Below are 26466 nucleotides of genomic sequence, written 5' to 3'. Positions count from 1 at the left end.
GATGCCTTATGACAGAGGAAGTTCCATTCTTGTGAAGAATTTCATAGCTGTCGAGACTATTATGCCATTAAGAGCGATAGGAGACTTATCAAATTTTTAATATTAGTTTTTTTGAAATAAAAAGGTAGATATTTAATTGCATTTTGATGTAAGATATTTCCTGAAGAGTATAAATCGGAATATACTTGTAGATTATTACAGAAATGATTATCTGACAGAATGTCGAAAGGTTGAGCTAAAATGAAACTTAAATATCTTCTTATATTAGGAATGGGCAGTATGTTAGTTCTCTTAATGGTTGTTGCGGGAATCGGTTTATTTCAAATGAAAAGTCTTAATGATAACATTGTCCGAGTAGTAAACGATGATTACCAAAACGTTGACCTAGTAAACAATATTCCTATAGATTTTGATATTATTCGGCGGAACATCAGAGAACTTGTTTTAATTGATAATAGAGCTGATCCAAGTTCATATATCAACAGTATAAACGACTCAAATACAGACATTATTCGAGTCATTACAACTCTAGAAAAAATCTCGGAGAAAAATGAAATAAAAAAGGTAGCCCAGCTAAGAGGAGCTTTTGAAGCCTACCTTAATTATGAGAACCAAATTATTGATCTTGTAAAATCGAAAAAAATAGAGGAGGCTAGAAATTTAGTTTTAAATGATGTACAACCCAAGCCCACAACAGATAAACTTTTGCAGGCAGTCAATGATTTGGTCAGTACAGAAAAGCAGAATATGAGTTCAGTATTAATTCAATCCCAAAATACCTTAATTAGAGGTATTATTTCTTTCGTAATAATAGTCCTCATTGGTTTATTTATAGGTATTATTGTTTCATCATTGTTGATAAGGTCTATCTTGAATAATATTGATCAATTGTCAGATGGAATGAAAAGAATTTCTTCATATGAGGACAAGTTAGCACTACCGCGTTTGGAAATAGCAAGCAAGAACGAGTGGGGAGAGCTATCGGAATCATTTAATGAAATGGCTGCGGCTCTCGAACGGCATGCCCGTCTAGAGAACGATTCGACTCAGGCCATTAAGGAGAAACACTGGCTGCAATCGAAGTCTGCGGAAATGCTTGCATTATTTGAGGGGGTCGATACTGTAGAAAAGTTTTCACGCTTATTAATCAACTGGTTATGTCAAATTGTCGGTGCAGGTTATGGCACGTTTTACGTTCTAAGTTCAGAAAATGGTACGTTCAAATTAATCAAAACGGCTTCATATGCCGCGGATGGAGATGACGTTGCCAGAGCAGAATTTTCGCCTGAGGAAGGCCTAGTAGGCCAGTGTTTTACTACAAACCGGATCATCAATTTAACCAATGAGTCGGATCGATGCATTGAAATTATTACGGGACTGGGGAAAATTACCTCTAAACACATAAAGTTACTTCCCGTCGAATTTGAAAAAGAAGTCATTGCCGTGATTGAATTAGCTTCACTAGTAGAGTTTACATCCCTAGAAAAAGAATTCCTGGAACAAGTTCGCTCTAACATTGGTATTATATTAAATCGTATAGAAGCTCATGCCCAAGTTCAAGAACTTTTAGTTGAATACCAAACCCTCACGGAGGAATTACAAACTCAATCTCAGGAGTTGCAAACGCAACAAGAAGAATTGAAAATCTTCCATGAAAAGTTTGAGGAACAATACAAGGAATTAGAGCAAAAGAATCATCAATTGCTGCATGCTAAAGTTAGTTTAGAAGAACAAGCAAGCCAACTTGAAAACAGTTCCCGGTACAAATCTGAGTTTCTCTCCAATATGTCCCACGAATTGAGGACTCCCCTTAATAGCCTGTTAATTTTGTCCAGGATTTTATGGGAAAATAACGACGGGAATTTGAGCAATAAACAAGTTGATTTTGCCAAAACGATTTGGACTTCCGGAAAGGATTTACTAAATTTAATTAATGATATTCTTGATTTATCAAAAGTTGAGGCCGGTAAGGTGTCTTTCAATCCTGAAGAAATCTCATTCACAGATTTAAAAGAAGATTTGGAACGGCAATTCTATCCAATTGCCCGTGAAAGGGAGCTTGATTTCACTATCGAAGTAAATGAAGAGATATCCGGCAAGTTTATCTCGGATCGACATTATCTAAAACAAATTTTAATAAACCTTTTAAGCAATGCCCTTAAGTTTACCCACCGAGGATATGTAAAAATGATCATGTCGAATAATGAAGATCTGATTACATTTTCGGTAATAGATACGGGAATTGGTATTCCCATAGATAAACAAGAATTGATCTTTGAGGCATTTCGACAAGCGGATGGCACTACCAGCCGTAACTATGGAGGTACCGGATTGGGCTTATCTATTTGTCGGGAACTGGCAACTCTTTTAGGCGGATTCATCGAACTTAAGAGCATTGAGGGAAAGGGAAGTACTTTTACCCTTTTGTTACCAACGAACAGTACGGAAAAAAACTTAGCAATTTCGGGTAGTAACGAGGATTTATGCCAAGCAGCTGTCACCCTAGACCAGGGTACAATTAAATTCCCAGGTACTACCGCTGATACTATATCAGGTGAAAATAATATTCTCCAAAATCCTCAGGCCTCTGGTGACCTAACTGGGCGAGTCGTATTAGTTGTCGACGATGACATGCGAAACATATTTGCGGTATCCGCTGCTCTTGAGACTCAAAATATCAGAGTATTGTTCGCTGAGAATGGGCGTGAAGCACTGGAAAAATTAAAAGAGCATTATGATATCGAACTTATTCTTATGGATATTATGATGCCGGAACTGGATGGCTATCAGACAATGGAATTAATCCGTCAGTTTCCGGAATATGCGGATATTCCCATCATTGCCTTAACCGCTAAGGCGATGATGGGCGATCGGGAGAAATGTTTGCAGGCGGGTGCAACGGATTACATTAGTAAACCAATAGTTATTGACAAGTTAATTTCTTTGATTCGAATATGGTTGTACAGGTAGGTGAGCAAGATAAATCAAATAGAAAGTGACGTCAAGAATATCAGCAAGTTAGAAAAACTGGAAATCGAGTTCTTATTGGAAGGGATATTTAGGGTTTGTGGTTATGATTTCAGAGAGTATAACTTTCCCTCCATTCGCAGGCGTATCTGGCATCGAGTTCAAGCGGAGAGGCTCAATACTGTTTCGGGACTCCAAGAAAAGGTATTTCATGATCCGACTTGTATGCACAGATTAATTATGGATTTTTCGATCCAAGTAACAGAGATGTTCAGAGATCCTGAATTTTTTATTTCATTTCGCAGGAATGTAATACCATGTCTCAAGGAACTTCCTTATGTTAGAATTTGGCATGCAGGGTGTTCCACAGGTGAGGAAGTTTATTCAATGGCGATACTACTCTTGGAAGAAGGATTATATGATAAATCCCGCCTTTACGCCACAGATTTTAATGAAGAGGCGCTGGAAAAAGCTAAAAAAGGAATTGTCTCTTTGGAAAAAATGAAAACATATACAAACAATTATCTGCGTGCTGGTGGAAAACAGCCTTTCTCTAAATATTATTCAGTGATAGGAGATGAAGTTATTTTTGATAATATTCTCCGGAGAAACACAGTTTTTGCGCAACATAATTTAGTAACGGATCGTTCATTTAATGAGTTTAATGTGATTGTTTGCAGAAATGTATTAATTTATTTTAATAAAGATTTACAAAATAAAGCACATAGTCTATTTTTTGATAGTCTTAGTTCAGCGGGCTTTTTTATTATCGGGAAAAAGGAAAGTATTGATTTTGGTCCGTATAAGCAAAAGTATACCGAACTAGATAAAATAGAAAAGATATATAAAAAAATATGAGGGAGTACTTTTAATGACTGACAATATAAAGATTCTGATGGTGGATGATCGGATTGAGAATCTCATGGCTTTAGAGGCAATTTTGAATTCTACCTCATACGAATTGGTTCAGGCAAATTCTGGGCACGAGGCTTTGAAGCAATTGCTAAAAGACGACTTTGCTTTAATTTTATTAGACGTTCAGATGCCTGGATTGGATGGATTTGAAACCGCGAGATTAATACGAACCAGAGAAAAATCAAAGTATATACCGATTATTTTTATTACTGCAAATTATCAGGCCCAAGATCAGATAAACAAAGGATACGAACTAGGCGCGATCGATTATATACTAAAGCCGGTTAATCCGGCGAATTTGAGATACAAAGTAGCGAGTTTCGTAGATTCAGTCAAACATCAAAACGCATTAATTGAAAAAGAAGTTCTTCGATGGGATCAATTACGACTGATTGGTGAAATGGCCGCTGGGGTAAGTCATGAGATCAGAAATCCTATCACAGGAGTCAAAGCCTATTTACAATTATTACAGGGTAAACTTGAGTTAATTAAATTCAAAGAAGATATTGATATAATGATCGATGAACTTAATCGGGCAAATTCTTTAATTTCTGAATTTCTTTCGATTGGTCACAATAATACTGCGGAATTTAAAATGCAGGACCTTAATTCAATTATCAATTCATTAGTACCGTTAATTCAAGCCGATGCTTTACAACAGGGTAAGACAGTAAAGATAGAAAGTGATGTGCTGCCCAATTTTAGCTTGAAGAGTCATGAGATACGTCAAATGATCTTGAACCTGTGCCGCAATGGTTTAGAATCCATGGGGCCAGAAGGTTCCCTTAGCATAAAAACATATGTTGAAAACGATGAGGTTGTATTGTCCATTAGGGATCAAGGTAAAGGAATTAAACCGGAAATTTTAACAAAGTTAGGGACACCTTTTCTCTCTGACAAAGAAAATGGGAATGGATTAGGATTAAGTATTTGTTACAGGATTGCCGCTCACCATAAAGCCGCCATAGTGATTGATACGGGATCTCATGGTACTACATTTAATGTTAGGTTTAAATTATGATAACATGATTACCTTATCTCAATTCAACATAACTTGACCAAATTTTCTATATACTTCAGACATGCATCTACAAAATTCTTGGCGTTCTTATTATATAGTATATTTGTCTGTAATTTTTAGTTGGGGAGTGAAATCTTGGCGAATATATTGATTGTTGAAGATAATGCTGCGATAAGCCGGGTAATTCAATTGGCACTAGAAGAAAACGGGCATATAGTACAATTCTGTAAATCCGGAAATGAAGCCATTGATTTATTAAGTAAACAGACCCCAGATCTTGTTATTACTGATATACAACTTCCTGGTAAAAGCGGAAAGGATATCATTGAAAAGATGCGATCCGAAAATCGCTTATCAAATGTTCCAGCAATAATAATGACGGCTCACACACCAGATAATAAAACTTTTCCTGAGGAATCTTTATATCAGGGGTTAATAGTTAAGCCGTTTGAATTAGAACAGTTAAAGTTAACAGTTAACCACTGTATTACTTAAGTTGGAAGAAACAATTTCAAAACTCTAGAACAATATAACGATTTAAAAGGTCCCTGCCCATTGAGAGGAGGGATTTTTTGCATTCAAAACAAAAGAATTTGGCGTTGACTCGACTTCAGTTCAAGATGAATTGAGGCCGCTTTTTTATGAATGCCGCAAGATGGGGTAGAGGTTCGTTTGGGCTTGGGTACTTTGTCGTAATTAGAATCGCCTTTTACAAACACTTAGATTAAAGGATTATATATAGATAATAGTAAATTTTTCGCATAAAGCCAAATCATTATAATTTAAAAAATAAATATTTGTTAAAACAATATAATTTATAAAGGGGATTTTAAATACTATTTTAGCTCTATTGCTAAGTTAAAATAAGATGTAAATTATGATTATATATTTATTATTAACTAGATTCCCCTGAAAAACTAACCGATATTTTCAAAATGGCCAAAATAAAAGGAATTCCCAAGGATTTGGTAGAAATTTAGAAGTGACAAGCAACCAAATTCTACTACCCTTTTGGAGAATTCCTAGTTTTTAGATTCTCCAAGAGGGTGAAAAATCCTTTCAGGGGGTCAAAAAATGTTACGTCTTCACAATGAGCAACTTACTATTTGGGATTTTGCTTTACCTGAGCAAGTTCTAGAACTAAGCAAGGAATTAAAGACTATCGATGAACTTCTGGATGATGAGAAATTTATGCGGCCTTTCCTTTCTCGTTGGAATATACGTATTGGCCGACCGACAGTTCCTGTCGAAACCTTTCTTCGTCTCATGTACCTTAAGTTCCGTTATGAGTTTGGTTATGAAACTCTCGTTGCAGAGGTTAGTGACAGCATTAAATGGCGTCGCTTTTGTCGAATTAACTTAGATGCGACAGTTCCTCATAGTACGACCTTGATTAAACTGACTCAAAAGTATGGAGAAGACATCGTTGAACAGCTTAATGAAGCTCTCGTTGTTAAGGCTTCTCAAGACAAGATTACTCGGAGCCGGAGACTTCGCACGGACACAACGGTGACGGAATCCAATATTCATTACCCTACGGATGCTCAGCTCTTGGCCGATGCTATTAAATCGATAACACGCCAAGCTCAAAGCCTTCGAGAAACTGCGGGTTCGACGATGCCCAAGATGATTGAACGCTGTCGTTCAGCGAAGAAGCGAATTTTGGAAATCGGTAAAACACTTAAGCGGCGTAATCATCAGGCTGTTGAAGAAGTTCGTAAGATTACCGATAAATTAGTTGATAAAGCCATTGAAACTATGACTAACGCCCATCAGATTATGGATAAAGCCGAAGAAGCTCTAGGCGAGCAGATGAGCAACACTACAAAACGCAAGATTGAGAAACTCGATAAGGTCATAGTCACCGCCGACAAAATTGTGAATCAAACACTAAAAGTCAACGGCGGAAACACCCACATTTCGAATCGAGTGATTAGTCTTCATGATCCAGATGCACGGCCGATTCAAAAAGGGAAATTAAAGAGTCCGACAGAGTTTGGCTATAAAACAGAGATCACAGAAAATGAAGACCGCATTATAACCGATTATAAAGTTCATGTTGGAAATCCTAGTGATGACAGTCTTTTGGTAGAAACTGTTAAACGTCATATTTCTAAAACAGGAAAAGTGCCATATTCAATCGCTACCGACAGAGGTTACAGCAGCGGTAAGAACCAAAAAGAACTGACTGACCTAGGAATCAAACGAATATCGATGCCTAAAAAGGGCAAGAAGAGTAAAGCACAGGCATCTCACGAAAAGCAGAGATGGTTCCGACGATTGCAAGCTTGGAGAGCTGGCGGAGAAGGTACCATAAGCATTTTGAAACGGAAATATGGTCTAGGGAGAAGTCTGTCCCGAGGCCACCAAGGTGTAAGTACCTGGGTGGGATTTGGGATATTAACCTACAATTTGAGACGAATAGCGGCCCTGATTTAGAGGAAACCGAGAAATGGCAAGGGGTATTTGAGTATAAAGCTTAAAAACTATGTTGTTTCCAGACGAGTTTAAAACGAGTATTTTTTAACCGACTTTTTCAGGGGAATCTAACTATATATAACATAGAAAATAAGCCGATTTTCAGGGCCTATAAATCTTCTGATATATTTATTTTAAGAGTTTTTGGTGCTATAACCAGATTCATAGACTTTAACTGATTGAAGCTAATAATATTTAAACTAATTAGTGAGAAAACCTGGGCATTATTAAATTCGATTACGACAATATTGTCTTCTTATAGACATTCGCGAAACCCAATGATAATCTTTAATTGTGAGGATAAGTACATACAAAAAGACTTTGATTTTGAAAAAAGCAAAGTTTTAGAAAGACCCTATAAGGGATGCTAAGAAATTTGATCAAAAAATTTGGAAGGGAGGATTTAGTTAAGGATTGTTATTGGATTTGACTGTCCTCCACATTAATCTGAGTTTAGATAAGCGCAAAACCTTTTTATGTGTTTGTCGTAAATTTCATTGATTTAAAGGTGGTATTCAGATGTACCTTGCAAATATTAACCGTATTCCCTCTATTGAGGGTATAAAGAATTATAAAATCGAGAATCTTCACAAGGATTTTATGGCAGCGCTAACTGGAGTCGTCGTAGCGATTCCTCAGTGTATGGCCTATGCTTTGATTGCAGGACTCAACCCGGTTTATGGTCTCTATACCGCGATAGTATCCGCTATTTTCGGTGCAACGTTTGGAAGTTCTAAACATTTAATTACGGGGCCGACTAATTCGTCTGCTTTACTGGTTGCCAGTGTTATGAAGAACTATATGGGACTCGATAATGCCTATCAAATGGTTTTCCTCTTGACATTTTTAGTAGGTGCTTTTAAGATGCTTTTTGGAATTTTAAAGCTTGGCCGATTAATTAGTTATGTTTCTCACTCAGTAATTATTGGTTTTACAACCGGCGCAGGTTGTTTAATAGCCCTCGGACAACTTAGCACACTTCTAAGTATTCCTATTAAAAATTCAGCCCAAATGGCGACAACAGAAAAATTGTATTATGTTTTGACCCATTTGCAGCAAACCAACGTATATGCTCTTGGGATGGGTTTAATAACGATCATCGTGATAATAGCTTGTAAAAAAATTAATAAGAGTTTACCCGGTGCACTAATCGGGATTATTATTCCAATTATTTTCATCATCATTTTTTCCTTAGATAAGCTTGGCGTCCAACTGACTGGAAATATACCTACTTCTTTACCCCCGTTTAAAATGGTAAACTTCGACTTCAGTTTTATTCAGAATAACATCAGCGGAGCTTTATCTATTGCCATCATAGGCTGCGTTGAAGCAATTTCCAGTGCTAAATCAATTGCAACATTATCACGGCAGAAAATTGATCCTAACCAAGAATTTATAGGTCAAGGGATAGCGAATATAGCTTCCTCATTTTTCCAAGGATTCCCGGGGTCCGGTTCTTTCACAAGAACAGCGCTTAATTATCATAGCGGAGCTGTTTCAAGACTTTCCGGTGTTCTCCAAGGTGGAATTATGGCTGTAGTTCTTCTGTTTTTTGCACCTTTTGCTAAATATATTCCAACAGCTTGTCTTGCCGGTGTAATGATGGTTACAGCTTATAATCTCGTAAATAAAGATGAAATTAAGAAGGTCGTAAGTCTTGGTAAATTGAAGTCTGATTCTTTAGCAATGTGGGTGACCTGTTTTGCAACCATTTTACTCCCTAACCTTTCCTATGCGATCTATACTGGAATTGTGCTGACAATTATGCTGCATTTAAAAGACACCAATAAAGCTCCCATAAGAATTTTTGTTCCTTTGGAAGCTGAAGGTGTCAAAATCGTTGAAAAAGAAGTTGAGGTTGTCGAGGATAACGTTGAGATTTTAATCGTTGAATTAGAGGGCAACCTTTATTTCGGAATGGCAGATAACCTTGAACAAAAACTTGATAGTTTGGTTAACAAATCAAAAGTGTTTATTTTGAGAATGAAACATGTACGGAATATTGATGTTACCGCACTTAATGCTCTTAAAGTTTTTACACGATCGGTTAAAGAAGCTGATGGAGAAGTCATTATCTGTGGGTTAACTTCCAATCTTAATTCTATTTTAGTCAGTTCAAATTTTGATTTCGGTATTGATTCCAACAATAAATTCATGTCAGAAAAAGAGACGTTTGCATTTTCTTCTAAGGACATGGAAAGGGCTAGAGCTGTTTTGAAATGCGATACGGACAATAAATCAAAATCCTGTGATATATTAGCTAGTTCCTTCCAATTTTAGCAATAGAACATCATTCTAGGGAAATATCTTATTAAGAAATTAAACAGTTCTGATCCAATTTAAACAATACTCTGTATGCAACTACATTATTGGCACAATGTGGTTGCATTTTTATATTCAAGCTCAATTAATGAAATGAGATATATTCACTTGTTGAAATCTTATCAAGCCGGGAGTCGTTACAAATAAATAGGCAAATCAAAGCAGCAGCTATTCCCAACGCCATCATTCCTTCAAAACCTACGTGGAACGAAAGAATCTGGGCACTCAGAGTGGTGTGGTGGACAAGATGAAAACTGTTAAATTTACTGTCATAAAGAGTGCCTGCAATAGCTACTCCCATACTCATGCCCAGAGAGCGAGACATATTCAGAATTCCGCCGGCTACTCCAATATGTTCGGGGGGAGCACTTCCCATAACTGAGCTGTTATTGGGAGGAGTGAATATACCCATGCCTGCTCCTACCAGAATCAAGCCCAAAATGTCAATATAGATAGCAGTTTTGCTTGATAAGAATACCAGCACCATTGCTCCGCTGGATGCCAGAATCATCCCGCTGGCGGTCAAAACTTTGGGGCCTATCCGGTCGTCAAGCGCCCCGGAGAGGGGAGACATAATAAACATAGCTATGGAAACGACTGTTAAAATGAGGCCGGTATAATAAGTGGGGAGTTGCATCACCCATTCTAGATAAAACGGCATTAAAAAGATGACACCGAACATTAGCGAGTAGGAAAGCATCCCTGAGATATTCCCCCCGCTAAAAGACTTGATTTTAAGTAAATTTAAATCCATCATAGGATTCTGACATCTCTTTTCCCGAAGGACAAACAGAAATAAAAACAAGATTACACCCATAAATTCGCAGATAATTGTAGTTGATAACCAGCCGACGATGTAACCGTCTTTAAATATCAGAACTAATAAGATTAAAGCTGGTGTAAAAAGTATTGCCCCTAGGTAATCAAAGCGAGAAGAATGCGGGTTTGGCTTATCCTTAGGTAGGATAAAGGCGGCAATAATGGTCCCGACAAGTGCTATAGGAAGATTCACGTAGAAGATCAAACGCCATCCATAATTAGCCAAGAGAATTCCCCCTACCGTTGGTCCAATAGATAAACCAATCGCCTGAGCGGAACCTTGAATGCCAATTGCTTTCCCCCGACTGTTTTCAGGAACTGAGGCTGTAATAATCGCCACGGAGTTAGCTTGCAGCATCGCTGCCCCGAGAGCTTGCAGAACTCTGGAAACGATGAGAAAAGATATTGTTGGCGCTACACCGCATAACCCTGAACCCAGGCCAAAAACAGCAAACCCAATGGTATAAAATAATTTCCTGCCCAGTCTATCGGATAAACTGCCTAACAAAGTTAAAAGAGATGTCAAAGTCAAAAGATAGGCAATAGAAACCCATTCAATAATGTTCATGCTAACGGAAAAACTTCTGCTTAAAGTGGGCATGGAGACGTTGATGATGCTGGCATCCAAGGCAGCCATAAAGGCACCTATACATACTGCGCCAACAATATACCAATGATAGCCTCTTTTTCTAGACAAGGGTTGATTCTTTGATACATCCTCATTCATTATTTATCACTCCTTAACAGAGTAGAAAACTAGATATAAGAAAAAGATCCGAAGTCCTTTGGGTTTGACTAGCCCTATATTTTAAGGTAAAATCTCCAAGGATTAAGGGTAGATAGAGATTATTTATAAATATTCTTATATAATCTTAATATTAAGCATAATTTAAGTATACGTCAATATCGTTTTGCCATCGTACGTCAAAATATATTGCTAATGTAAACGTAGTCGCAAATATAATAAAGGCAGGCGAGGTGATAAGAAGGGGATACTGGTCAGTGCTGAACCGCATGTTTCTTTATCACTGTATTAATAACAATTAGCAGAATTAGCAAAACTGAAATTGATCCACAAACCAAAACTCCAATACCAGCTCCCCATCTTTGCGCAATGCTCCCGACAAAAAGGTTTCCAATGGGTGTAGTCCCTAAAAATGCAAACGAGTAAACACTCATGACTCTGCCCCGGAATTCGTCGGCGGAATTGAACTGCATTGTTGAGTTTGCAGTCGTCATAAATAGAATGTTAGAAAACCCAATAATCGCTAACATGACGGAAGCCAAGGGTAAAAAGTGGACTAAATATAGCAGCGTAAGAAAGGCGGATACGGAAAAAGCGCTGCCAAATAGCAGTCTTAACCTAGGCTTACCTTTAGCCCAAGAGGCTACCATTAGTGCTCCAATGAGTGAACCTGCACCACTGGAAGACAATAGAAAACCATATCCCCCAACACCTTGTTTAAGTACTTCTCCGGCAAATAGAGGAATAATCACGTTATAGTTCATGACAAAAGTACCAACAGAGAGCGTACATAGGACAGCGCTGCGCAGAAAGACTGAATGTCTGATATACATTAACCCTTCATATATTTCAGTCAGTACTTTCTTGGATACCTTTTTAGCTTCAAAGGGTTTAGTTTTTATCAAGTTGATTGCAATTATGACGGGAATAAAACTGATTCCATTAAGGATAAACAACGGACCCGCTCCATATTTGGCCATTAATACGGCGGCTATGGCCGGCCCAATCATTCTGGCGACATTAAAAATGGATGAGTTTAGCCCAATTGCACTTCTCAAATCTTTTTTTTCTACTAATTCCGGCATGAAGGATTGGCGTGTAGGTTGATCGAGGGTGTTTACCAACCCAAGGAAGATAGCTAAAGTAAAGATATGCCAATAAGTTATCTGTCCGGACAAGACTAGAATGGCAAGAATGAACGCAAGGATCATCATGCATGTTTGTGTGAATAGGAGTATTCGTTTTTTAGGGTAACGGTCAATAATTACTCCGGCAAAAAGTGAAAAACACATGACCGGTCCAAATTGTGCTACTCCGAGCAGCCCCAATAATAATGCGGATTTAGTCAAAGTATATGCCAGCCATTGTTGGCCAGTCGTATCTATCCAAGTGCCTATTAAAGAAATACATTGACCAAGCCAAAAATAACGAAAATTTCGTTGAGTTAATGCAGGGTATGTTTCCTTGAGTTTTGCTAACATTGTTTAACCACCCATTTCATGCAATTACTTTTGTTCAAGCTTGCAGTGCGATAAGAGATAGCGTCGAACCATTAGTTTTTTATCGGGGTAAAGTTCTTTTGCCTTTTCAACTTCTTCATTAAAATTTTTGATAAACGTATTTGATCTAACCGTTGCCGAATAGTTAGATAAAATTCCTCTACTGAGAGAAAGAAACATGCGTTCAATTTCGTTATGCATATGAGGGTTTTAGTTGGATAAATTTAAGAAAAATAAGTTATAAGTTCAATATTGGTAAGCACAATTGCAATCCTAGATACCATTAATACTACTACTATTATATGTAGTAGTATTAATAATGGTATTTTATTTAATCATATATAGTTTGTCAATTTTATAAATAGGGCAGCTCTGTTTGCGCACTGGAACCGTGAGAGTTAGGCATTGATCAACATGATCTTCACTAAAACTCATTGGCAGAAGAGAGAAGGTTATCGAACACAAAAAGTGCTGCTCCAAGGTGTAGCTCCTTTGTGTTCGATATGATGATTCTATATAATAAATTGAGAATGGGCAGGTCCCGAATGGTTATAATTACTTAATTGAAGCTGTATAGCGTCTTTGACTATCGGTGATAATTCAAGCAGCATTTATTTATAATTGAGGTAGGAGTCTATGGGATACAACGTTGCTGATATAATTGAGAAAGCTCTCAAAATTGCAGTTAGAAGAAGAGCTATATATGAAAGTATTGGACAGCACAAGAGTGACATTTTATATGTAAAGATATTTTCAAATGTTTTAATTAAACAAATGGATAAAACTGTTAAATATTACGAATCGCTTTTAAATGAAATAAGGAAAGTAACGTTTGAGGAAATTGATTTTTCAACGTACGATAAAATGTCATCATTAATCAGTAATTTTAATATGAGATTAAATGAAATCAATATTACTAGTGGCCGGGAGTTTTTAGAGTTTTCACTGAGTTTAGAACGGGCTGTATATTCATTGTTAGTAGATATACAAGGTAGGTTTGTGAAAAATACCGATGACGTTCATACACGAACCTATGAAATATTATCTGATATTATTCTAAGTAAGGCCAAGCAAATTGAAATGATTGAAAGAATGTTGTGAGCTTAAGCATAAGAAACTTGGGGTTTTGGTGATAGTGAATTACTTGATATGAATAATTAACAAGGAATGCTCCTTTTATAGTATTGAAGGAGATTAGCTTGATATGTCGAATAAAACGTCTAACTATCAGTAATCTTAATTAACTCACTTAAACCTTTGTAAATGGGGCTTTACAATGAGAGACGAGAACAAAACAAGTCCTATCTATAGAAATAATAGTAAAGTCAAGGAAGCTATTCTTTGTCTGAGAGACATTACAGATCAGACGAGTTATGCAGCTGAACAGAAGAAATTACGAGAGGAATTACAGCTTGAAAAACAAAAAGTAACGGACATTCTTGATAGCATAACAGCGGCGTTTTTTGCTCTTAATGACCAATGGAAAATTATATATGTTAATAAAACTGCCTTGCAATACTTTAATAAATCTGAACAGGAATGCATCGGACAAGATTTTAGATGTCTTAAGCCGGAAATTAAAGGGTCAATCTATGATGAGTACTTCAGAGAAGCTATGACCCAAAAAGCGCCAAGGCATTTTGAGGCTAAAGGTGTCTTGGAGGACAGATGGTTTGAAGTCCATGTTTACCCTTCTGCAGATGGGATTTCTGTTTACTGCAATGACATAACCAATCGTAAACAAATGGAAAACGCACTGCAATATTTGGCTGCCATTGTAGAAAATTCTACTAATGCTATTTATAGCACGGATTTAAAGGGTTTAATTAAGAGCTGGAATCCGAGCGCGCAAAGAATTTTTGGCTATTCTTTTCTTGAAATAGAAGGACAATCGGCATCAATTCTTTATCCTCCAGATATGTTATCTCAATATGATATGTTTTTGAAAAAAATCAATTATGGGGAGTGTATAATTCGACCAGAGATTCCGCACGTCAGAAAAGATGGCTCAATTATTTATGTTTCAATTTCAAAATCGCCGATTAAGAATGAAAAGGGCGAGATTATCGGAATCTCATCAATCGTTGAGGATATTTCACGGCGTATAGAAATGGAAAAAGAGATGCTGCGCCTAAATCGTCTCAGATCAGCCGGTGAACTGGCCTCTAGGATGAACGTTAAGCTCTTAGAACTGGATCGACTAAAAGATGAATTTCTGGCCAATACGTCACATGAACTTCGGACACCACTCCATGGAATTATTAATATTACAAAGGCCGCAATAGAAAGCGGCCAGCTTAATCAAATTCAGCAGCAAAATCTACAAATCGTTGTTGCTTCGGCACAGCATTTACATAATCTCATTAATGATATTTTAGATATGTCAAGCCTTCAACAAAGTGCTATTAAGTTGGCACGAAGACCTGTGGATATACGTACTATGACTGAAACTGTTATATTCGTATTGAAACACCTTCGCGGCAATAAGAAAATAGAATTTATTAATAGCATCCCGAGGGAATTATCTCCGGTTTATGCTGATGTTGAAAGGCTGCGTCAAGTATTATTCAATCTTTTAGGAAATGCCTTGAAGTTTACGACAAAGGGACAAATTGTGGTTGGTGCGGTTAAACGAAATGATAGCCTAGAAATCTGGGTTGAGGACACTGGCTGCGGGGTCCCGGAGGACAAGCTAGAAGAAATCTTTAAGTCCTTTTATCAGGTAAACGCGTCGGAATCGAAGGAGATTTACGGCACTGGGTTAGGTCTATCTATAACTAAGATTTTAATAGAACTACATGAAGGCACTATCTGGGTTAATTCAACAATTGGCAAAGGGAGCCGATTTACTTTTACATTACCAATTTGTTTTGAATCCAACGAAACGATACATCTGGAAAGCAGCAATGATGTCCATAATAAGGCGGCTGCGGAAGATGCTGCAATGAAGCCGGTTTATAGGTCATTAATCTCTGATAACAAAAGGAAGTATTCTATCCTGGCTGCGGATGACGACGTGGCTAGTTTAACCGCTCTTTTTAATATTCTTGACAATGAAGGTTACTACGTCAAAGCTCTCAATAGTGGGGAAGATGTTTTGCAGGAACTTCAAAAATGCCCTGAATATAACCTTGTAATTCTAGATATCATGATGCCCAAATTATCTGGCTATGAAGTCCTTAAACGAATACGAAAACGTTTTCATGCCATAGATATGCCGGTGCTCTTATTGACAGCTAAAGCAAGGCCCGATGATCTGCAGGCTGGTTTTGATGCCGGGGCCAACGATTACCTGACAAAACCTTTTGAAGCCTTGGAACTAAAGGCAAGGGTTAAAACCCTTGTACAGTTAAAAGAGTCGGTCAGTGAACTGGTAGCAAAGGAACTTTCATTTTTACAAGCCCAGATTAAACCGCATTTTCTGTATAATACGCTTAATGTAATTACAGCTCTCTGTAATAAAGCACCTTTGCGTGCTAAAGAGCTTCTTTATGACTTTTCAGATTATTTAAGAGGCAGTTTTGACTTCGAAAACCTTAATGGGATGACACCGTTATCGACGGAGCTATCAACGATACAGGCCTATCTATCGATTGAAATGGAACGTTTTGAAAATAAGTTAAGGGTAGAATATGACATAGATGAAACCCTTGATATCTCGGTTCCCCTGCTGACAATACAACCCTTGGTGGAAAACGCAATTCGACATGGAATACTAAAAAAGGCCAAGGGCGGAACGTTGAAATTAAGTATTAAAAATCGCGACAAGTATGTAATTATCAAAGTTCAGGATGATGGAATCGGAATCCCACCAGATAAACTTGCCGATCTATTGAACAGCAAAATTTCGCAAGTAGGAGTTGGCTTAAAGAATATTCAGCGCAGGCTGATGCTCAGCTATGGAGAAGGGCTTGATATTCAAAGCGAAGAAAATCAGGGTACAATTATCACTATGAAAATCCCTAATTCAACAATAAACTGAGGTGATGTGTTGTGATAAGGACAATTCTAGTTGATGATGAGCCGGTAATACTAGAAGATTTGAAATTGATGATTAAAGACTTTAAAAATATAGAGGTCGTAGGAGCTTACACTGATCCTCAAGAGGTTCTTCAAGAGCTTTCTATTTTAAGGCCTGATTGTGCTTTTTTGGACATTGAGATGAGTGACCTGAACGGTATCGAACTGGCAGCAAAGCTCTCGGAAAAGTACCCCGACATAGAGGTGATGTTCATTACGGCTTATAACCATTATGCAACCCAGGCCTTTGAGGTTAATGCCATTGAATATATATTGAAACCTGTCAGGCCGGAAAGATTAGCTAAAGCCATAACAAAAATTTCTCAGAAAATTAAGTATAGAAAGTCTTTGGCCCACGTATCTCTTAAAATACGAAGTTTTGGAAATTTCGAGGTTTTTGTAGGGCACAAACCGATTCGTTGGACTCGAACGAAACCGAGAGAACTTCTTGCCTATCTGTTGCAAAATGATGGAAAATGGGTGGACAAATATAAAATATGTGATGATTTATGGAGGACACTTAAGCCAGAGAAGGCTTTAGCCAGCCTCCAGACGGCCGTTTGGGCTATCAGAAAGACTTTGAGTCAGTCGGGATGTATGGCGAAAATCAATTACGCTCATGATTCGTATCAGCTGAATTTGCCGGAAACCGAATGGGACTTACAGCAGTTTGATGATGCCTATGATATTTTTCTAAGAACGGGGTTAGCAGAAAGAGGCAAGGAAGCTGAATTATTATATACCGGAGAGTATTTAAACGGTGAAGATTGGCTATGGGCCGATCTGATCAGAGAAAGTTATGCTCAAAAATATAGAAATTTAAAACAAAGATTATACTAAGTTGTGGAACCATTAAAATGATTTAGGCATACTATACCCTTAAAGGGACATACATAATTTTGAACAAAAGCCAAAAAGATGGCGATTATTCGCTATCTTTTTGGCTTTTGTTGAGAATTTGTTGAGCATTTCAATTTATAATAATTACAGAAGAATAATATTACTCACATTTTGGTACGTTGAAAATCTTTAGAAAGGAATGATTTCAATGCAATTGAATTCTAAGATACTCAGGTTTGAGTCTAAAGAGAACAAGTACTATAGTGACAATGTATGTAAGGCTTTAGAAGTTCAAGTTAATCTTCTGAGGTGCAGAAAGATGAACTTTTTTGAATCTATTTTTAAGCATTCTAGAGATATTGTCCTTTTGATTAATTCCAATGGAAACATAATTAAAGCTAATATCGCAGCCGCAAAGGCTTATGGTTATAATCTTCAGGAACTATACAATATGAAGATTTACAGTCTTCGAGCTCCCAAAACCAAGGATTCTGTATATCAACAACTGCAGGAAGCTTTTGATATAGGAATTTCCTTTGAAACGCGGCATGTCAGGAAAAATGGTGAAGAGTTTCCTGTTGAAGTAAGTGCGCATCAGCTAATGTATAACCATGAAAAATTATTATTGAGCATTATCCGAGATGTAACGAAACGTAAAAGGACAGAGCAAGTGTTTGCGGAGACAGAAATTATTAAGATTATCGAAAAAGTTGCCTCCGGACTTGCTCATGAAATTAGGAACTCAATAACCAGCGTCCATGGATTTCTTCAACTTGCAGCTCATCAGAAGATGGAGCAAAACCAGTTTGCTCATCACTGCAATCTAATGCTTGAAGAGCTTGATTATGCTGAACTTGTGATTACCGGACTGATTTTAGTTGCCGGTGATAAGTTTTTGGATTTGCAAGTTCGTAATCTGAATCAACTTATAGAATCAATGTTCCCATTACTTCAAACACAAGCGAAATTACAGGGGAAAACTATTGAACTTTCCCTTGAAGATACTCAAGCCATCTATTTGGACGCTAAAGAAATTAAATTACTGGTTACTCAATTAACCAATAATGCGCTCGAATCCATGTCATCTGGCGGTAAAGTAATAATTCGCACTCAGATGATTGATGATAGCCCTGTTTTATCTATTCGCGATAACGGCAAAGGAATACCTCACGAAATTCGAGACAAACTGGGCACTTCATTTTTTACAACAAAAGATATAGGGGTTGGCTTGGGTTTAGCGATATGTAATCGAATTGTTATCCGTCATGAGGCAATTATGAATATTGAAAGCAATGGTTTAGGGACAACGGTCAATGTAACGTTCCAAAGTAAATCAAAATAATGGGACATGTTTTTTACAAGTAGACGAGAGTTTCGCCATCAAAAAGATTAGGGAGGTGTAATGTATGGGCAAGTTGTTCTTGTCTGAAAGATTAACAGAAATTAAAGTATCTAAATTTAAAGAGCTCTTTGATATTGGCGAAATACAAAAACTACAAAATTCATTTTCTGCGGCTACAGGTGTGGCTTCTATCATAACTGAGCCCGATGGAACTCCTATCACTGAACCAAGTGGTTTTTGTGATTTATGCAATGAAATAAGGAGCACCGAAAAGGGTTTCACAAGTTGCAAAAAATCAGATTCCATCCTTGGTGTTCCTAAAGAAGATGGACCTAACATTCGAAAGTGTTTAAGTGCCGGTCTTTTGCATGGCGAAGCATGTATCATTGTTAATGGAATACATATCGCCAACTGGTTGATTGGACAAGTTCTTGATGAAGATTCTAAAATTGTGGATTTGCTGGAATTTGCAGATGAAATCGGTATGAATCAGGCTATTTATTGCCGAAAATTAGCTAAGGTCAAACGCATGCCCAAACAACAATTTGAAGCTATATGTAATTATCTATATTTAAATGCACTGCTGCTCTCAAAGTATGCAGTACAAAATATTTCTTTAGTACAGCAAATCAAGAGTCGGATTAAAAGTGAAGAAAAAATTAAAAAACTTAATACTGAACTTGAAGAAGGAATAAGGAAAAGAACATCTGAATTAGTCATGACAAACGGAATGCTCGAAGAGTTTAATGCAGAGTTAGAAGAGATCAATGCCATGCTTGAAGAGGAAATTGGCAAACGGCAAAAGGCTGAAGATGAAATTAACACATTGAATAAGGAATTAGAGACTAAAGTAGCAGAACGTACCAATCAACTTCAAGAATTGAACGCCATATTGGAAGAAGAAATCGCTGAGAAGATACTTGCCGAAAATGAACTGAAAAAATATCAAATTCTTGTGGAAAAAGCCAACGATGTCATGATGTTTCTTGATAGGGAAGGAAATATTCTGGAAGTTAATTACGCTGCAACAAGAGTATATGGGTATACATTTGAAGAATTTTCCTCCTTAAATGTTTCGGATTTGAGGCATTTTCATAATACTTCAGTGATTATTGCCCAAATGGAAGCCGCTGATAAAGAGGGTATTATTTTTGAAACGATTCATTATCGAAAGGATGGTTCGCCGATTGATGTTGAGGTAAGCTCACAAGGAGCTAATTTGGCCAATAAAAGAGTTCTTCTCAGTGTCATAAGAGATATCTCTGACCGAAAGAAACGAGATGATGAAAATCGATATTTAAGTTATCATGATGCCTTGACAGGTCTTTATAACAGGCGGTTTTACGAAGAGGAAATTAAACGCTTAGATACCAAAAGAAACCTTCCGATCTCTATCATCATGGGAGATGTCAATGATCTGAAGCTCATAAATGATGCCTTTGGTCATAATAAAGGGGATGAGCTTTTACGAAAGGCTGCGGCAGCAATACAAAGTGCCTGCAGAACGGATGATATAATTGCCCGATGGGGAGGCGATGAATTTATCATTCTTTTGCCTAAGACTAATAAAGAAGAAGCAGAAAACGTTGTCCGAAGAATAAAGCATCGATGTTTATCCCTAAGTGTTAATTCCATACAAGTTAGCATTTCATTTGGGTGGGAAACGAAGACAAGTACAGATGAAGATCTGCTCAAAGTTCTAAAATGTGCTGAGGATTTCATGTATAAAGTTAAAATCATTGAAAACGAAGGTACAACAAATAATTTAATCAAAACGATTATTAACACCTTGCATGAAAAAAACCCAAGGGAAGAACAGCACTCTAAAAGAGTGAGTGAATTATGCCAGCTAATAGGCAGAGCAATGGGGTTGTCCGAAATTGATATTAGCAGACTTAGAGTTGCCGGTCTGCTTCATGACATAGGAAAAATTGCCATCGAAGAAGGGATTCTTAACAAACCAGAAAAACTTACTGAAGGTGAGTGGGAACAAGTAAAAAGCCACCCGGATATTGGCTATAGGATCATGAATACATCCCACGAAATGTTAGAATTAGCGGGGTATATACTAGCTCATCATGAACGTTGGGATGGAAATGGTTATCCAAAAGGATTAAAAGGAGAATCTATTCCAAAGATTTCAAGAATTATTGCTCTTGCTGACAGCTATGATGCCATGATAAGTATGCGCCCCTACAAAAATGCTCTTACGAAGGAACAAGCCATCTATGAAATCCAAAGAAGTTCAGGGACTCAATTTAATCCGGGAATTGCTTCAATTTTCATCGAAAGACTACTCGTTGATCCGGCAATAAATTATTAAGCATCAAGGCATGATGGGAGCGGCTGTTTTCAATCAAACCGATGAGTACACTTAAAATTTAGGGATCAGCAAAAAATACAATCCCCATGGTAAAGATATATATAAAGAATAGGACTTCAAGGGTTACTAGAATTCTTGAGGCATCACTTATCGGTGAGAAGTCTCCCATGCTTGCAGTAGCAAAGGTTGTAACACTAAAATAGACAAATGTAAATAATTCGGAGACGATGTCATTTCCGAAACGTTTTCCTGAAAAACTTCCCGGAACCATGTGATATTCAAGATCATAAGCAGCAGCAAAATAAATCAATAGAAGAGAAATGGCTGAGGCCACAGGAATAAATGTCGTAAGCATATGCCCATCGGTAGATGTTAACACCCTAAACACATAGTACGAGACACCCGCAGTTGCGATTATCGAATATATGACGACCACGGCTGAGCCGACCGGAGTATCTTGAGGTTCTGGAAATCCTTCAAAATCCTCGTCGTCTCGCTCATTATTCCATTGCTTATGGTTTGCCATAAGCAACAATAGGATCGTTGCTCCAGCCCCAATAGTCGCAGGCAGTAAAGGCCAAATATCAGCAACTGCAATATCTCGTTCCGAAGGTCCGACAGACTCATGCTCAGGTTTTGGGAAAGTCTCTGAAGAATTGATAGCGCCCTTCCCCCACTCGACAAACGGTGAATTCGCAGGGCAAGTGTGTGGCGGATACCAAATATGCGGAGGGCATTGCCCCTTTAATTCATCCCGCTGAACCATTCCATCTCCTCCTTATGCCACCATATTATTCCATAGAAGTTAATTCTGTGTTTTTTAAACCCAAAATACAACCGCCATTTTAAAGGCCCAAACTAGAAATCCCCCGCCTAAAACAGCGGGGGAAGTCTGATATTAGCAAACGAATAAATAATTCTTTCGGAACACTGGAAGGAATTGATCTAAAAAATTACTCCTAAAGCGATAAGAATTAATACAGCGATGAAAATAATACTTACACCAACGCATCCAGTAACAGGAAAACAGACTGGCCGACAGGTTGTGATAGGACCGATGTGGGGAGGAGCCCCTACTGGTGAAATGTTAGGATAATGACCAAGATATCCGTACATCATTACACTCTCCTTTAAATTAAAATACTATTCCCATAGCGATAAGCAGAAGAATAATAACAACAACTATACCAATACCGGGAAGAAAATTAGGGGTACAAACACCGTCAACACCATATGCCATTTTAAAATCCTCCCTTAATAAAAAATAGTTAGGAAGAAACAAACTTTTAAAGTAAAATTATTAATTAACATTAGTTAATTACTACCACCAAGGACCAAAGAACGGCCAACCGAAACCAATCCCCCACCAGCGAGGACCCCACCACATAATACCCCCTCCTTATATTTGAAATAGATTATTAACCTAGTACACTTTATGAAAACATAGGAGGTTTAGTTCCATATTATGTATATATAGTAAGGATATTGTAAATATGGGAAAATAGGGAACGAATGCAAATAGAGAGTGGCCCTTGCAAAATTTCTGCAACATAATTTGCTCATTAGTAGTAAAGAATGGTTGGAGGTCTAAAAATGGCTAAAACAGATGAATTTTTCATGAAGATAGCAATTGAATTGGCTATTTCAGCGGTAGAACATGGCAATGAACCTTTTGGGGCGGTTCTTGTGAAAGATAATGAAATAGTTTATACCAATGAAAATCAGATATATACTGCAACTGACCCGACATTTCACGCCGAAGCCGGATTAATTCGGAAGTTCTGTTATGAGACACATATTGTTGATTTACGAGAATATACGCTATATTCAAGTTGTGAGCCATGTTTCATGTGTTGTGGAGCAATGGTTTGGACCAAGCTTGGCAGACTGGTTTATGGAGCCAGTGATATTGACTTATGTAACATATTGGGTGAAAACGGCAGTCAGTGCTGTCAAATTGTATTTAATAACTCACCATTTAAACCAGAGGTGACAGCAGGAATATTGCGGGATGAAAGTCTTCAAGTATTGGCAAGCTATTTTTCTCACAATATAAAAGGTTAAATTCTAACTCTGTAGGGATAAGCAGCAAATATAATTTTAAGATACTCTAGGATTAAGGGTGAACTTTTTTGAAACGCGCGACTACTCAAAGTGCAAAATCCAAACAGACGTAAACGGAAATATCAGATAATCGTCAACGACCGAAATTTCTCTAACTAAAATGGAGCAGCCTCTCGTTGTACCCATGAGTACTGTTCCCCAAAGGTCAGGAAATGATGAGTTGATATTTTTTCACAAATCGAGGGCACTTTACCCAAATGGGTAGAACCTAACTCCTTATTCTGGCGAGTAAATTATTTGTAACATACGTATAAATGGAAACGTTTTCTTGGTAAGATAACTGCAGCGAAATAAAATTTATAATTAATTCAGCACATAAAAGTTTAGAATTTTCGTACAGGATTATTTTTATGGTTTATGTGGAGTGAAATACTGCATGAGTATTAATCATTTATGGATCATTGTCAGTGCATGTTTTGTATTCTTTATGCAAGCGGGTTTTGTTTGTTATGAAGTTGGTTTCATTCAATCCAAAAATGTCATTAGTGTTGCCATTGAAAATATCATTACATTTGTCATTACAACTTTAGTTTATTGTTTTATAGGATTTGCACTTATGTTCGGAAAGAGTCATTGGGGGCTTTTTGGCGGCAATTTCTGGTTTCTTAATAACCTATCTCAAGCACACAATTCCCTGGGCTTTGTTTTTGTATTTTTTGAATTAATGTTTGCCGGAACAGCAGTAACAATTGTATCTGGGAGTATGACGGAGAGAACCAGACTTTTGCCCTTATTAATTGCTGACGTTTTTCTGGCAGGATTTATCTATCCTTTATATGGGCACTGGGTGTGGGCAGATATGTTTACCAATCAGTCGGCCTGGCTAAAACAGTTGGGATTTATGGATTTTGCAGGAGCCACAGTCGTCCATTGCACTGCGGGCTGGGTCTCTTTAGCAGGAATTATCATTGTGGGGCCGCGTAAGGATAAGTGGGACGATCATGGGAGAATTAAGAAATTAGGGAGATCGAATATACCGTTTGCTGTATTGGGAACATTTATTTTATGGTTTAGTTGGTTCGGGTTTAATGGAGGAAGCCTTTTGGAATTCAATGATCGTGTTGGGCTAATCCTCTTAAATACAAATTTTTCAGCAGCAGCAGGGGTTGTTGGTGCTGTACTGACAACCAGTGTCTTTATTAAAAATCATAGTTATATGGAAGCTGTTTTTTCAGGCGCCTTGGGTGGATTAGTGGCAATAACGGCTGGGTCTAATTATCTTTATCCTTTTCAAGCGGTTATGGTAGGGTTTATCGCAGGGGTGGTCGTTGTTTTAGCTAGCTTATTGCTAGAAAAACTAGGATTAGATGATGCTGTGGGTGCAGTACCTATACACGGTTTTGGAGGTGCTGCAGGGACCATATTATTAGCTTTATTTACTCCCGTAGAATTTCTTGGAGGCCAAACACGTATAGTTAAGATTCTAGTTCAGTTATCGGGGGTAATACTTAATTTTGTCTGGGCCTTTGGTTTGGGTCTGTTAATGTTTTATACAATCAAAAAAACACTCGGCTTACGGGTAACCGAAGAAGAAGAGGACAAAGGGTTAAACATTGTTGAATTTGCTGATATTTATTCATGGCAAGACTATTTGAAAATGACACATTATGAAAATTTAACACAAGATCTCAATCTGAAAATTCATGCTCAAAATCAATTATTGCAGAAACAGGCTAAACTTTTGGTAGAAACGCAGGAGCATGAACGGCTTAAATTGGCAAGAGATATCCATGATGGCGTTGGACAATCCTTGGCGGCTTTAAAATTACAATTGGGTATGATTGCAAATAAGGTTAAAACAGAGTACAAAGATAATAAATTGGGCAATCAAGTTGAAGGAACTGTTAACCTTGCAACCCAAACTATAGAGGATATTAGGGCTGTGCTATTTAATTTGAAACCAGCCTTTTTACGGGAAAAGGGTCTTAGTACTGCAATTGAAGTTTTAATAAAGAACTTTGAAAAGACTACAGGCATCAAATCGGAATTTAATTTATTAACGGAAATGCCTGCTTGGGAGGATGCTGCGGTCTTGAATATATATCGAGTAATTCAGGAATGTTTGACAAATATCTTAAAACATGCTCGGGCAACAATGGTAAACGTTAATTTTGTAAGGCTTAAAAGGAATTTGTATTTGTTTCAGGTCAGCGATAATGGAGTAGGTTTTGAGGCCGATGGAGTACATACGGGATTGGGGTTGAATTCGATTCAGGAAAGATTGCAAATGCTGGGCGGGAGACTTCAGATTATAACGGCAGAAGGCCAAGGAACTTCATTGATGATGGAGGTGCCTTTTGAAGATTAAAGTATTTTTAGCAGATGATCATAAAATACTCCGAGAATCATTACTTATTTTACTCCAACAAGAAAATGATATAGAAATAATTGGTGAGGCCCCTGATGGGCAGATGGCATTGCAGGAAATTCTGCGCTTAAAACCGGATATCGCTATACTAGATATTTCTCTTCCCCGGCTTAATGGTTTGGAAGTGGCAGAACGAATTAAAAGAGATTGCCCAGAAATAAAAGTAATAATCTTAACAATGCATAAGAATGAAGAATTTGTGGCCCGGGCCTATCAGTCGCAGGTTAGTGGCTATGTATTAAAGGATAATGCACTCGAAGAATTATTAAAGGCAATTAGAATAGTACAATTAGGTGGAATATATCTTTCAACAGATATTACTTCCACGGTCGTAGCCGGCTTTGTGAAGAATTTTAATCTTAAGAAGGGAGAGCCCGATGAACTTATTTCTTCAAGAGAAAGAGAAATAATCCAGCTTCTTGCTGAAGGAAATAGTAACAAACAAATAGCCAACATGCTGAATTTGAGTTTAAAAACCGTGGAAACTCATAGGTCTAATATCATGCATAAAATGGAATTTAAAAGCCTAGCCGATTTAGTTTTATATGCAGTTCGAAATCATATCATCGAGGTATAATTAATAGGGCGAAAATTAAATACAGTGAAAATTGCCGTATAATACAGTAAATCCCGTATTAATTAATCCTTCGTTTTAGTTTAAGATTTATTTGACTTTAAAAATT

General features: G+C 37.4%; 17 protein-coding genes. 14 read left to right on the top strand and 3 right to left on the bottom strand.

What is annotated here, in order from left to right; translation table 11 throughout:
* The first annotated feature begins 240 nt into the window (after positions 1 to 240).
* The 6 genes from DESACI_RS12650 to DESACI_RS12625 all read left to right on the top strand — a co-directional run bounded on the left by DESACI_RS12650 (position 241) and on the right by DESACI_RS12625 (position 9661).
* Positions 241 to 2970: an ATP-binding protein gene (locus DESACI_RS12650; RefSeq protein ID WP_014827586.1), complete on the top strand. Its 2730-nt coding sequence runs from the start codon at positions 241 to 243 to the stop codon at positions 2968 to 2970.
* Positions 2971 to 3825 (top strand): CheR family methyltransferase, encoded by an 855-nt coding sequence (locus tag DESACI_RS12645; protein WP_014827585.1) that lies wholly within the window; start codon positions 2971 to 2973, stop codon positions 3823 to 3825.
* A gap of 13 nt (positions 3826 to 3838) precedes the next feature.
* Positions 3839 to 4903, top strand: coding sequence for a response regulator (locus DESACI_RS12640; protein ID WP_014827584.1), 1065 nt, complete (start codon positions 3839 to 3841; stop codon positions 4901 to 4903).
* 135 nt (positions 4904 to 5038) lie between these two features.
* Positions 5039 to 5398 (top strand): response regulator, encoded by a 360-nt coding sequence (locus DESACI_RS12635; protein ID WP_014827583.1) that lies wholly within the window; start codon positions 5039 to 5041, stop codon positions 5396 to 5398.
* A 579-nt stretch (positions 5399 to 5977) separates the two neighbouring features.
* A complete protein-coding gene (locus DESACI_RS12630) occupies positions 5978 to 7342 on the top strand; it encodes an ISNCY-like element ISDsac1 family transposase (protein WP_014827402.1) in 1365 nt (454 codons plus the stop codon).
* 558 nt (positions 7343 to 7900) lie between these two features.
* Positions 7901 to 9661 carry a SulP family inorganic anion transporter gene (locus DESACI_RS12625; RefSeq protein WP_014827582.1) on the top strand — a complete coding sequence of 587 codons (1761 nt, stop codon included), beginning with the start codon at positions 7901 to 7903 and terminating at the stop codon, positions 9659 to 9661.
* A 127-nt stretch (positions 9662 to 9788) separates the two neighbouring features.
* Here the strand turns inward: DESACI_RS12625 and DESACI_RS12620 are convergent, their stop codons facing one another.
* Together DESACI_RS12620 and DESACI_RS12615 are read right to left on the bottom strand one after the other, a co-directional pair.
* Complete coding sequence (locus DESACI_RS12620) at positions 9789 to 11249, bottom strand: MFS transporter (protein ID WP_014827581.1); 1461 nt, start codon at positions 11247 to 11249, stop codon at positions 9789 to 9791.
* A 272-nt stretch (positions 11250 to 11521) separates the two neighbouring features.
* Positions 11522 to 12748, bottom strand: coding sequence for an MFS transporter (locus DESACI_RS12615; RefSeq protein ID WP_014827580.1), 1227 nt, complete (start codon positions 12746 to 12748; stop codon positions 11522 to 11524).
* Between the two features lie 654 nt (positions 12749 to 13402).
* Here DESACI_RS12615 and DESACI_RS12610 point away from each other — a divergent pair.
* The 5 genes from DESACI_RS12610 to DESACI_RS12590 all read left to right on the top strand — a co-directional run bounded on the left by DESACI_RS12610 (position 13403) and on the right by DESACI_RS12590 (position 21291).
* Positions 13403 to 13867, top strand: a complete 465-nt coding sequence (locus tag DESACI_RS12610; protein WP_014827579.1) for a hypothetical protein — start codon at positions 13403 to 13405, stop codon at positions 13865 to 13867.
* A gap of 175 nt (positions 13868 to 14042) precedes the next feature.
* Positions 14043 to 16748: an ATP-binding protein gene (locus DESACI_RS12605; RefSeq protein WP_014827578.1), complete on the top strand. Its 2706-nt coding sequence runs from the start codon at positions 14043 to 14045 to the stop codon at positions 16746 to 16748.
* 11 nt (positions 16749 to 16759) lie between these two features.
* Positions 16760 to 17626 carry a response regulator gene (locus tag DESACI_RS12600; RefSeq protein ID WP_014827577.1) on the top strand — a complete coding sequence of 289 codons (867 nt, stop codon included), beginning with the start codon at positions 16760 to 16762 and terminating at the stop codon, positions 17624 to 17626.
* A 319-nt stretch (positions 17627 to 17945) separates the two neighbouring features.
* The gene (locus tag DESACI_RS12595; RefSeq protein ID WP_158310180.1) at positions 17946 to 18968 is read left to right on the top strand and encodes a PAS domain S-box protein; all 1023 of its coding nucleotides are present in this window, start codon (positions 17946 to 17948) and stop codon (positions 18966 to 18968) included.
* A 64-nt stretch (positions 18969 to 19032) separates the two neighbouring features.
* On the top strand, positions 19033 to 21291 hold the full coding sequence (locus tag DESACI_RS12590; RefSeq protein WP_014827575.1) for a PocR ligand-binding domain-containing protein: 2259 nt from the start codon (positions 19033 to 19035) through the stop codon (positions 21289 to 21291).
* Between the two features lie 58 nt (positions 21292 to 21349).
* On the opposite strand, the gene DESACI_RS12585 is transcribed toward DESACI_RS12590, so the two are convergent.
* A complete protein-coding gene (locus DESACI_RS12585) occupies positions 21350 to 22057 on the bottom strand; it encodes a potassium channel family protein (protein ID WP_014827574.1) in 708 nt (235 codons plus the stop codon).
* An 827-nt stretch (positions 22058 to 22884) separates the two neighbouring features.
* Between DESACI_RS12585 and DESACI_RS12575 the strand changes: the two genes are divergently transcribed.
* The 3 genes from DESACI_RS12575 to DESACI_RS12565 all read left to right on the top strand — a co-directional run bounded on the left by DESACI_RS12575 (position 22885) and on the right by DESACI_RS12565 (position 26360).
* On the top strand, positions 22885 to 23355 hold the full coding sequence (locus DESACI_RS12575; protein ID WP_014827571.1) for a nucleoside deaminase: 471 nt from the start codon (positions 22885 to 22887) through the stop codon (positions 23353 to 23355).
* 436 nt (positions 23356 to 23791) lie between these two features.
* The gene (gene amt, locus DESACI_RS12570; protein ID WP_014827570.1) at positions 23792 to 25723 is read left to right on the top strand and encodes an ammonium transporter; all 1932 of its coding nucleotides are present in this window, start codon (positions 23792 to 23794) and stop codon (positions 25721 to 25723) included.
* Positions 25713 to 26360 (top strand): response regulator transcription factor, encoded by a 648-nt coding sequence (locus DESACI_RS12565; RefSeq protein WP_014827569.1) that lies wholly within the window; start codon positions 25713 to 25715, stop codon positions 26358 to 26360. Before amt ends, DESACI_RS12565 begins: the two co-directional genes overlap by 11 nt.
* Positions 26361 to 26466: the final 106 nt, after the last annotated feature.

The organism is Desulfosporosinus acidiphilus SJ4, from assembly GCF_000255115.2.
GTDB classification, from domain to species: Bacteria; Bacillota; Desulfitobacteriia; order Desulfitobacteriales; family Desulfitobacteriaceae; genus Desulfosporosinus; species Desulfosporosinus acidiphilus.
Note: the sequence above shows the minus strand (reverse complement) of the source record. Positions and strands in the feature narration are given on the sequence as shown.

Excerpts from the sequence above, each read along its gene's own strand:
- DESACI_RS12650 (WP_014827586.1), top strand. The coding sequence starts at position 241 with ATGAAACTTAAATATCTTCTTATATTAGGAATGGGCAGTATGTTAGTT.
- DESACI_RS12640 (WP_014827584.1), top strand. The coding sequence starts at position 3,839 with ATGACTGACAATATAAAGATTCTGATGGTGGATGATCGGATTGAGAAT.
- DESACI_RS12630 (WP_014827402.1), top strand. The coding sequence starts at position 5,978 with ATGTTACGTCTTCACAATGAGCAACTTACTATTTGGGATTTTGCTTTA.
- DESACI_RS12625 (WP_014827582.1), top strand. The coding sequence starts at position 7,901 with ATGTACCTTGCAAATATTAACCGTATTCCCTCTATTGAGGGTATAAAG.
- DESACI_RS12620 (WP_014827581.1), bottom strand. The coding sequence starts at position 11,249 with ATGAATGAGGATGTATCAAAGAATCAACCCTTGTCTAGAAAAAGAGGC.
- DESACI_RS12615 (WP_014827580.1), bottom strand. The coding sequence starts at position 12,748 with ATGTTAGCAAAACTCAAGGAAACATACCCTGCATTAACTCAACGAAAT.
- DESACI_RS12610 (WP_014827579.1), top strand. The coding sequence starts at position 13,403 with ATGGGATACAACGTTGCTGATATAATTGAGAAAGCTCTCAAAATTGCA.
- DESACI_RS12605 (WP_014827578.1), top strand. The coding sequence starts at position 14,043 with ATGAGAGACGAGAACAAAACAAGTCCTATCTATAGAAATAATAGTAAA.
- DESACI_RS12595 (WP_158310180.1), top strand. The coding sequence starts at position 17,946 with ATGAACTTTTTTGAATCTATTTTTAAGCATTCTAGAGATATTGTCCTT.
- DESACI_RS12590 (WP_014827575.1), top strand. The coding sequence starts at position 19,033 with ATGGGCAAGTTGTTCTTGTCTGAAAGATTAACAGAAATTAAAGTATCT.
- DESACI_RS12585 (WP_014827574.1), bottom strand. The coding sequence starts at position 22,057 with ATGGTTCAGCGGGATGAATTAAAGGGGCAATGCCCTCCGCATATTTGG.
- DESACI_RS12575 (WP_014827571.1), top strand. The coding sequence starts at position 22,885 with ATGGCTAAAACAGATGAATTTTTCATGAAGATAGCAATTGAATTGGCT.
- amt (WP_014827570.1), top strand. The coding sequence starts at position 23,792 with ATGAGTATTAATCATTTATGGATCATTGTCAGTGCATGTTTTGTATTC.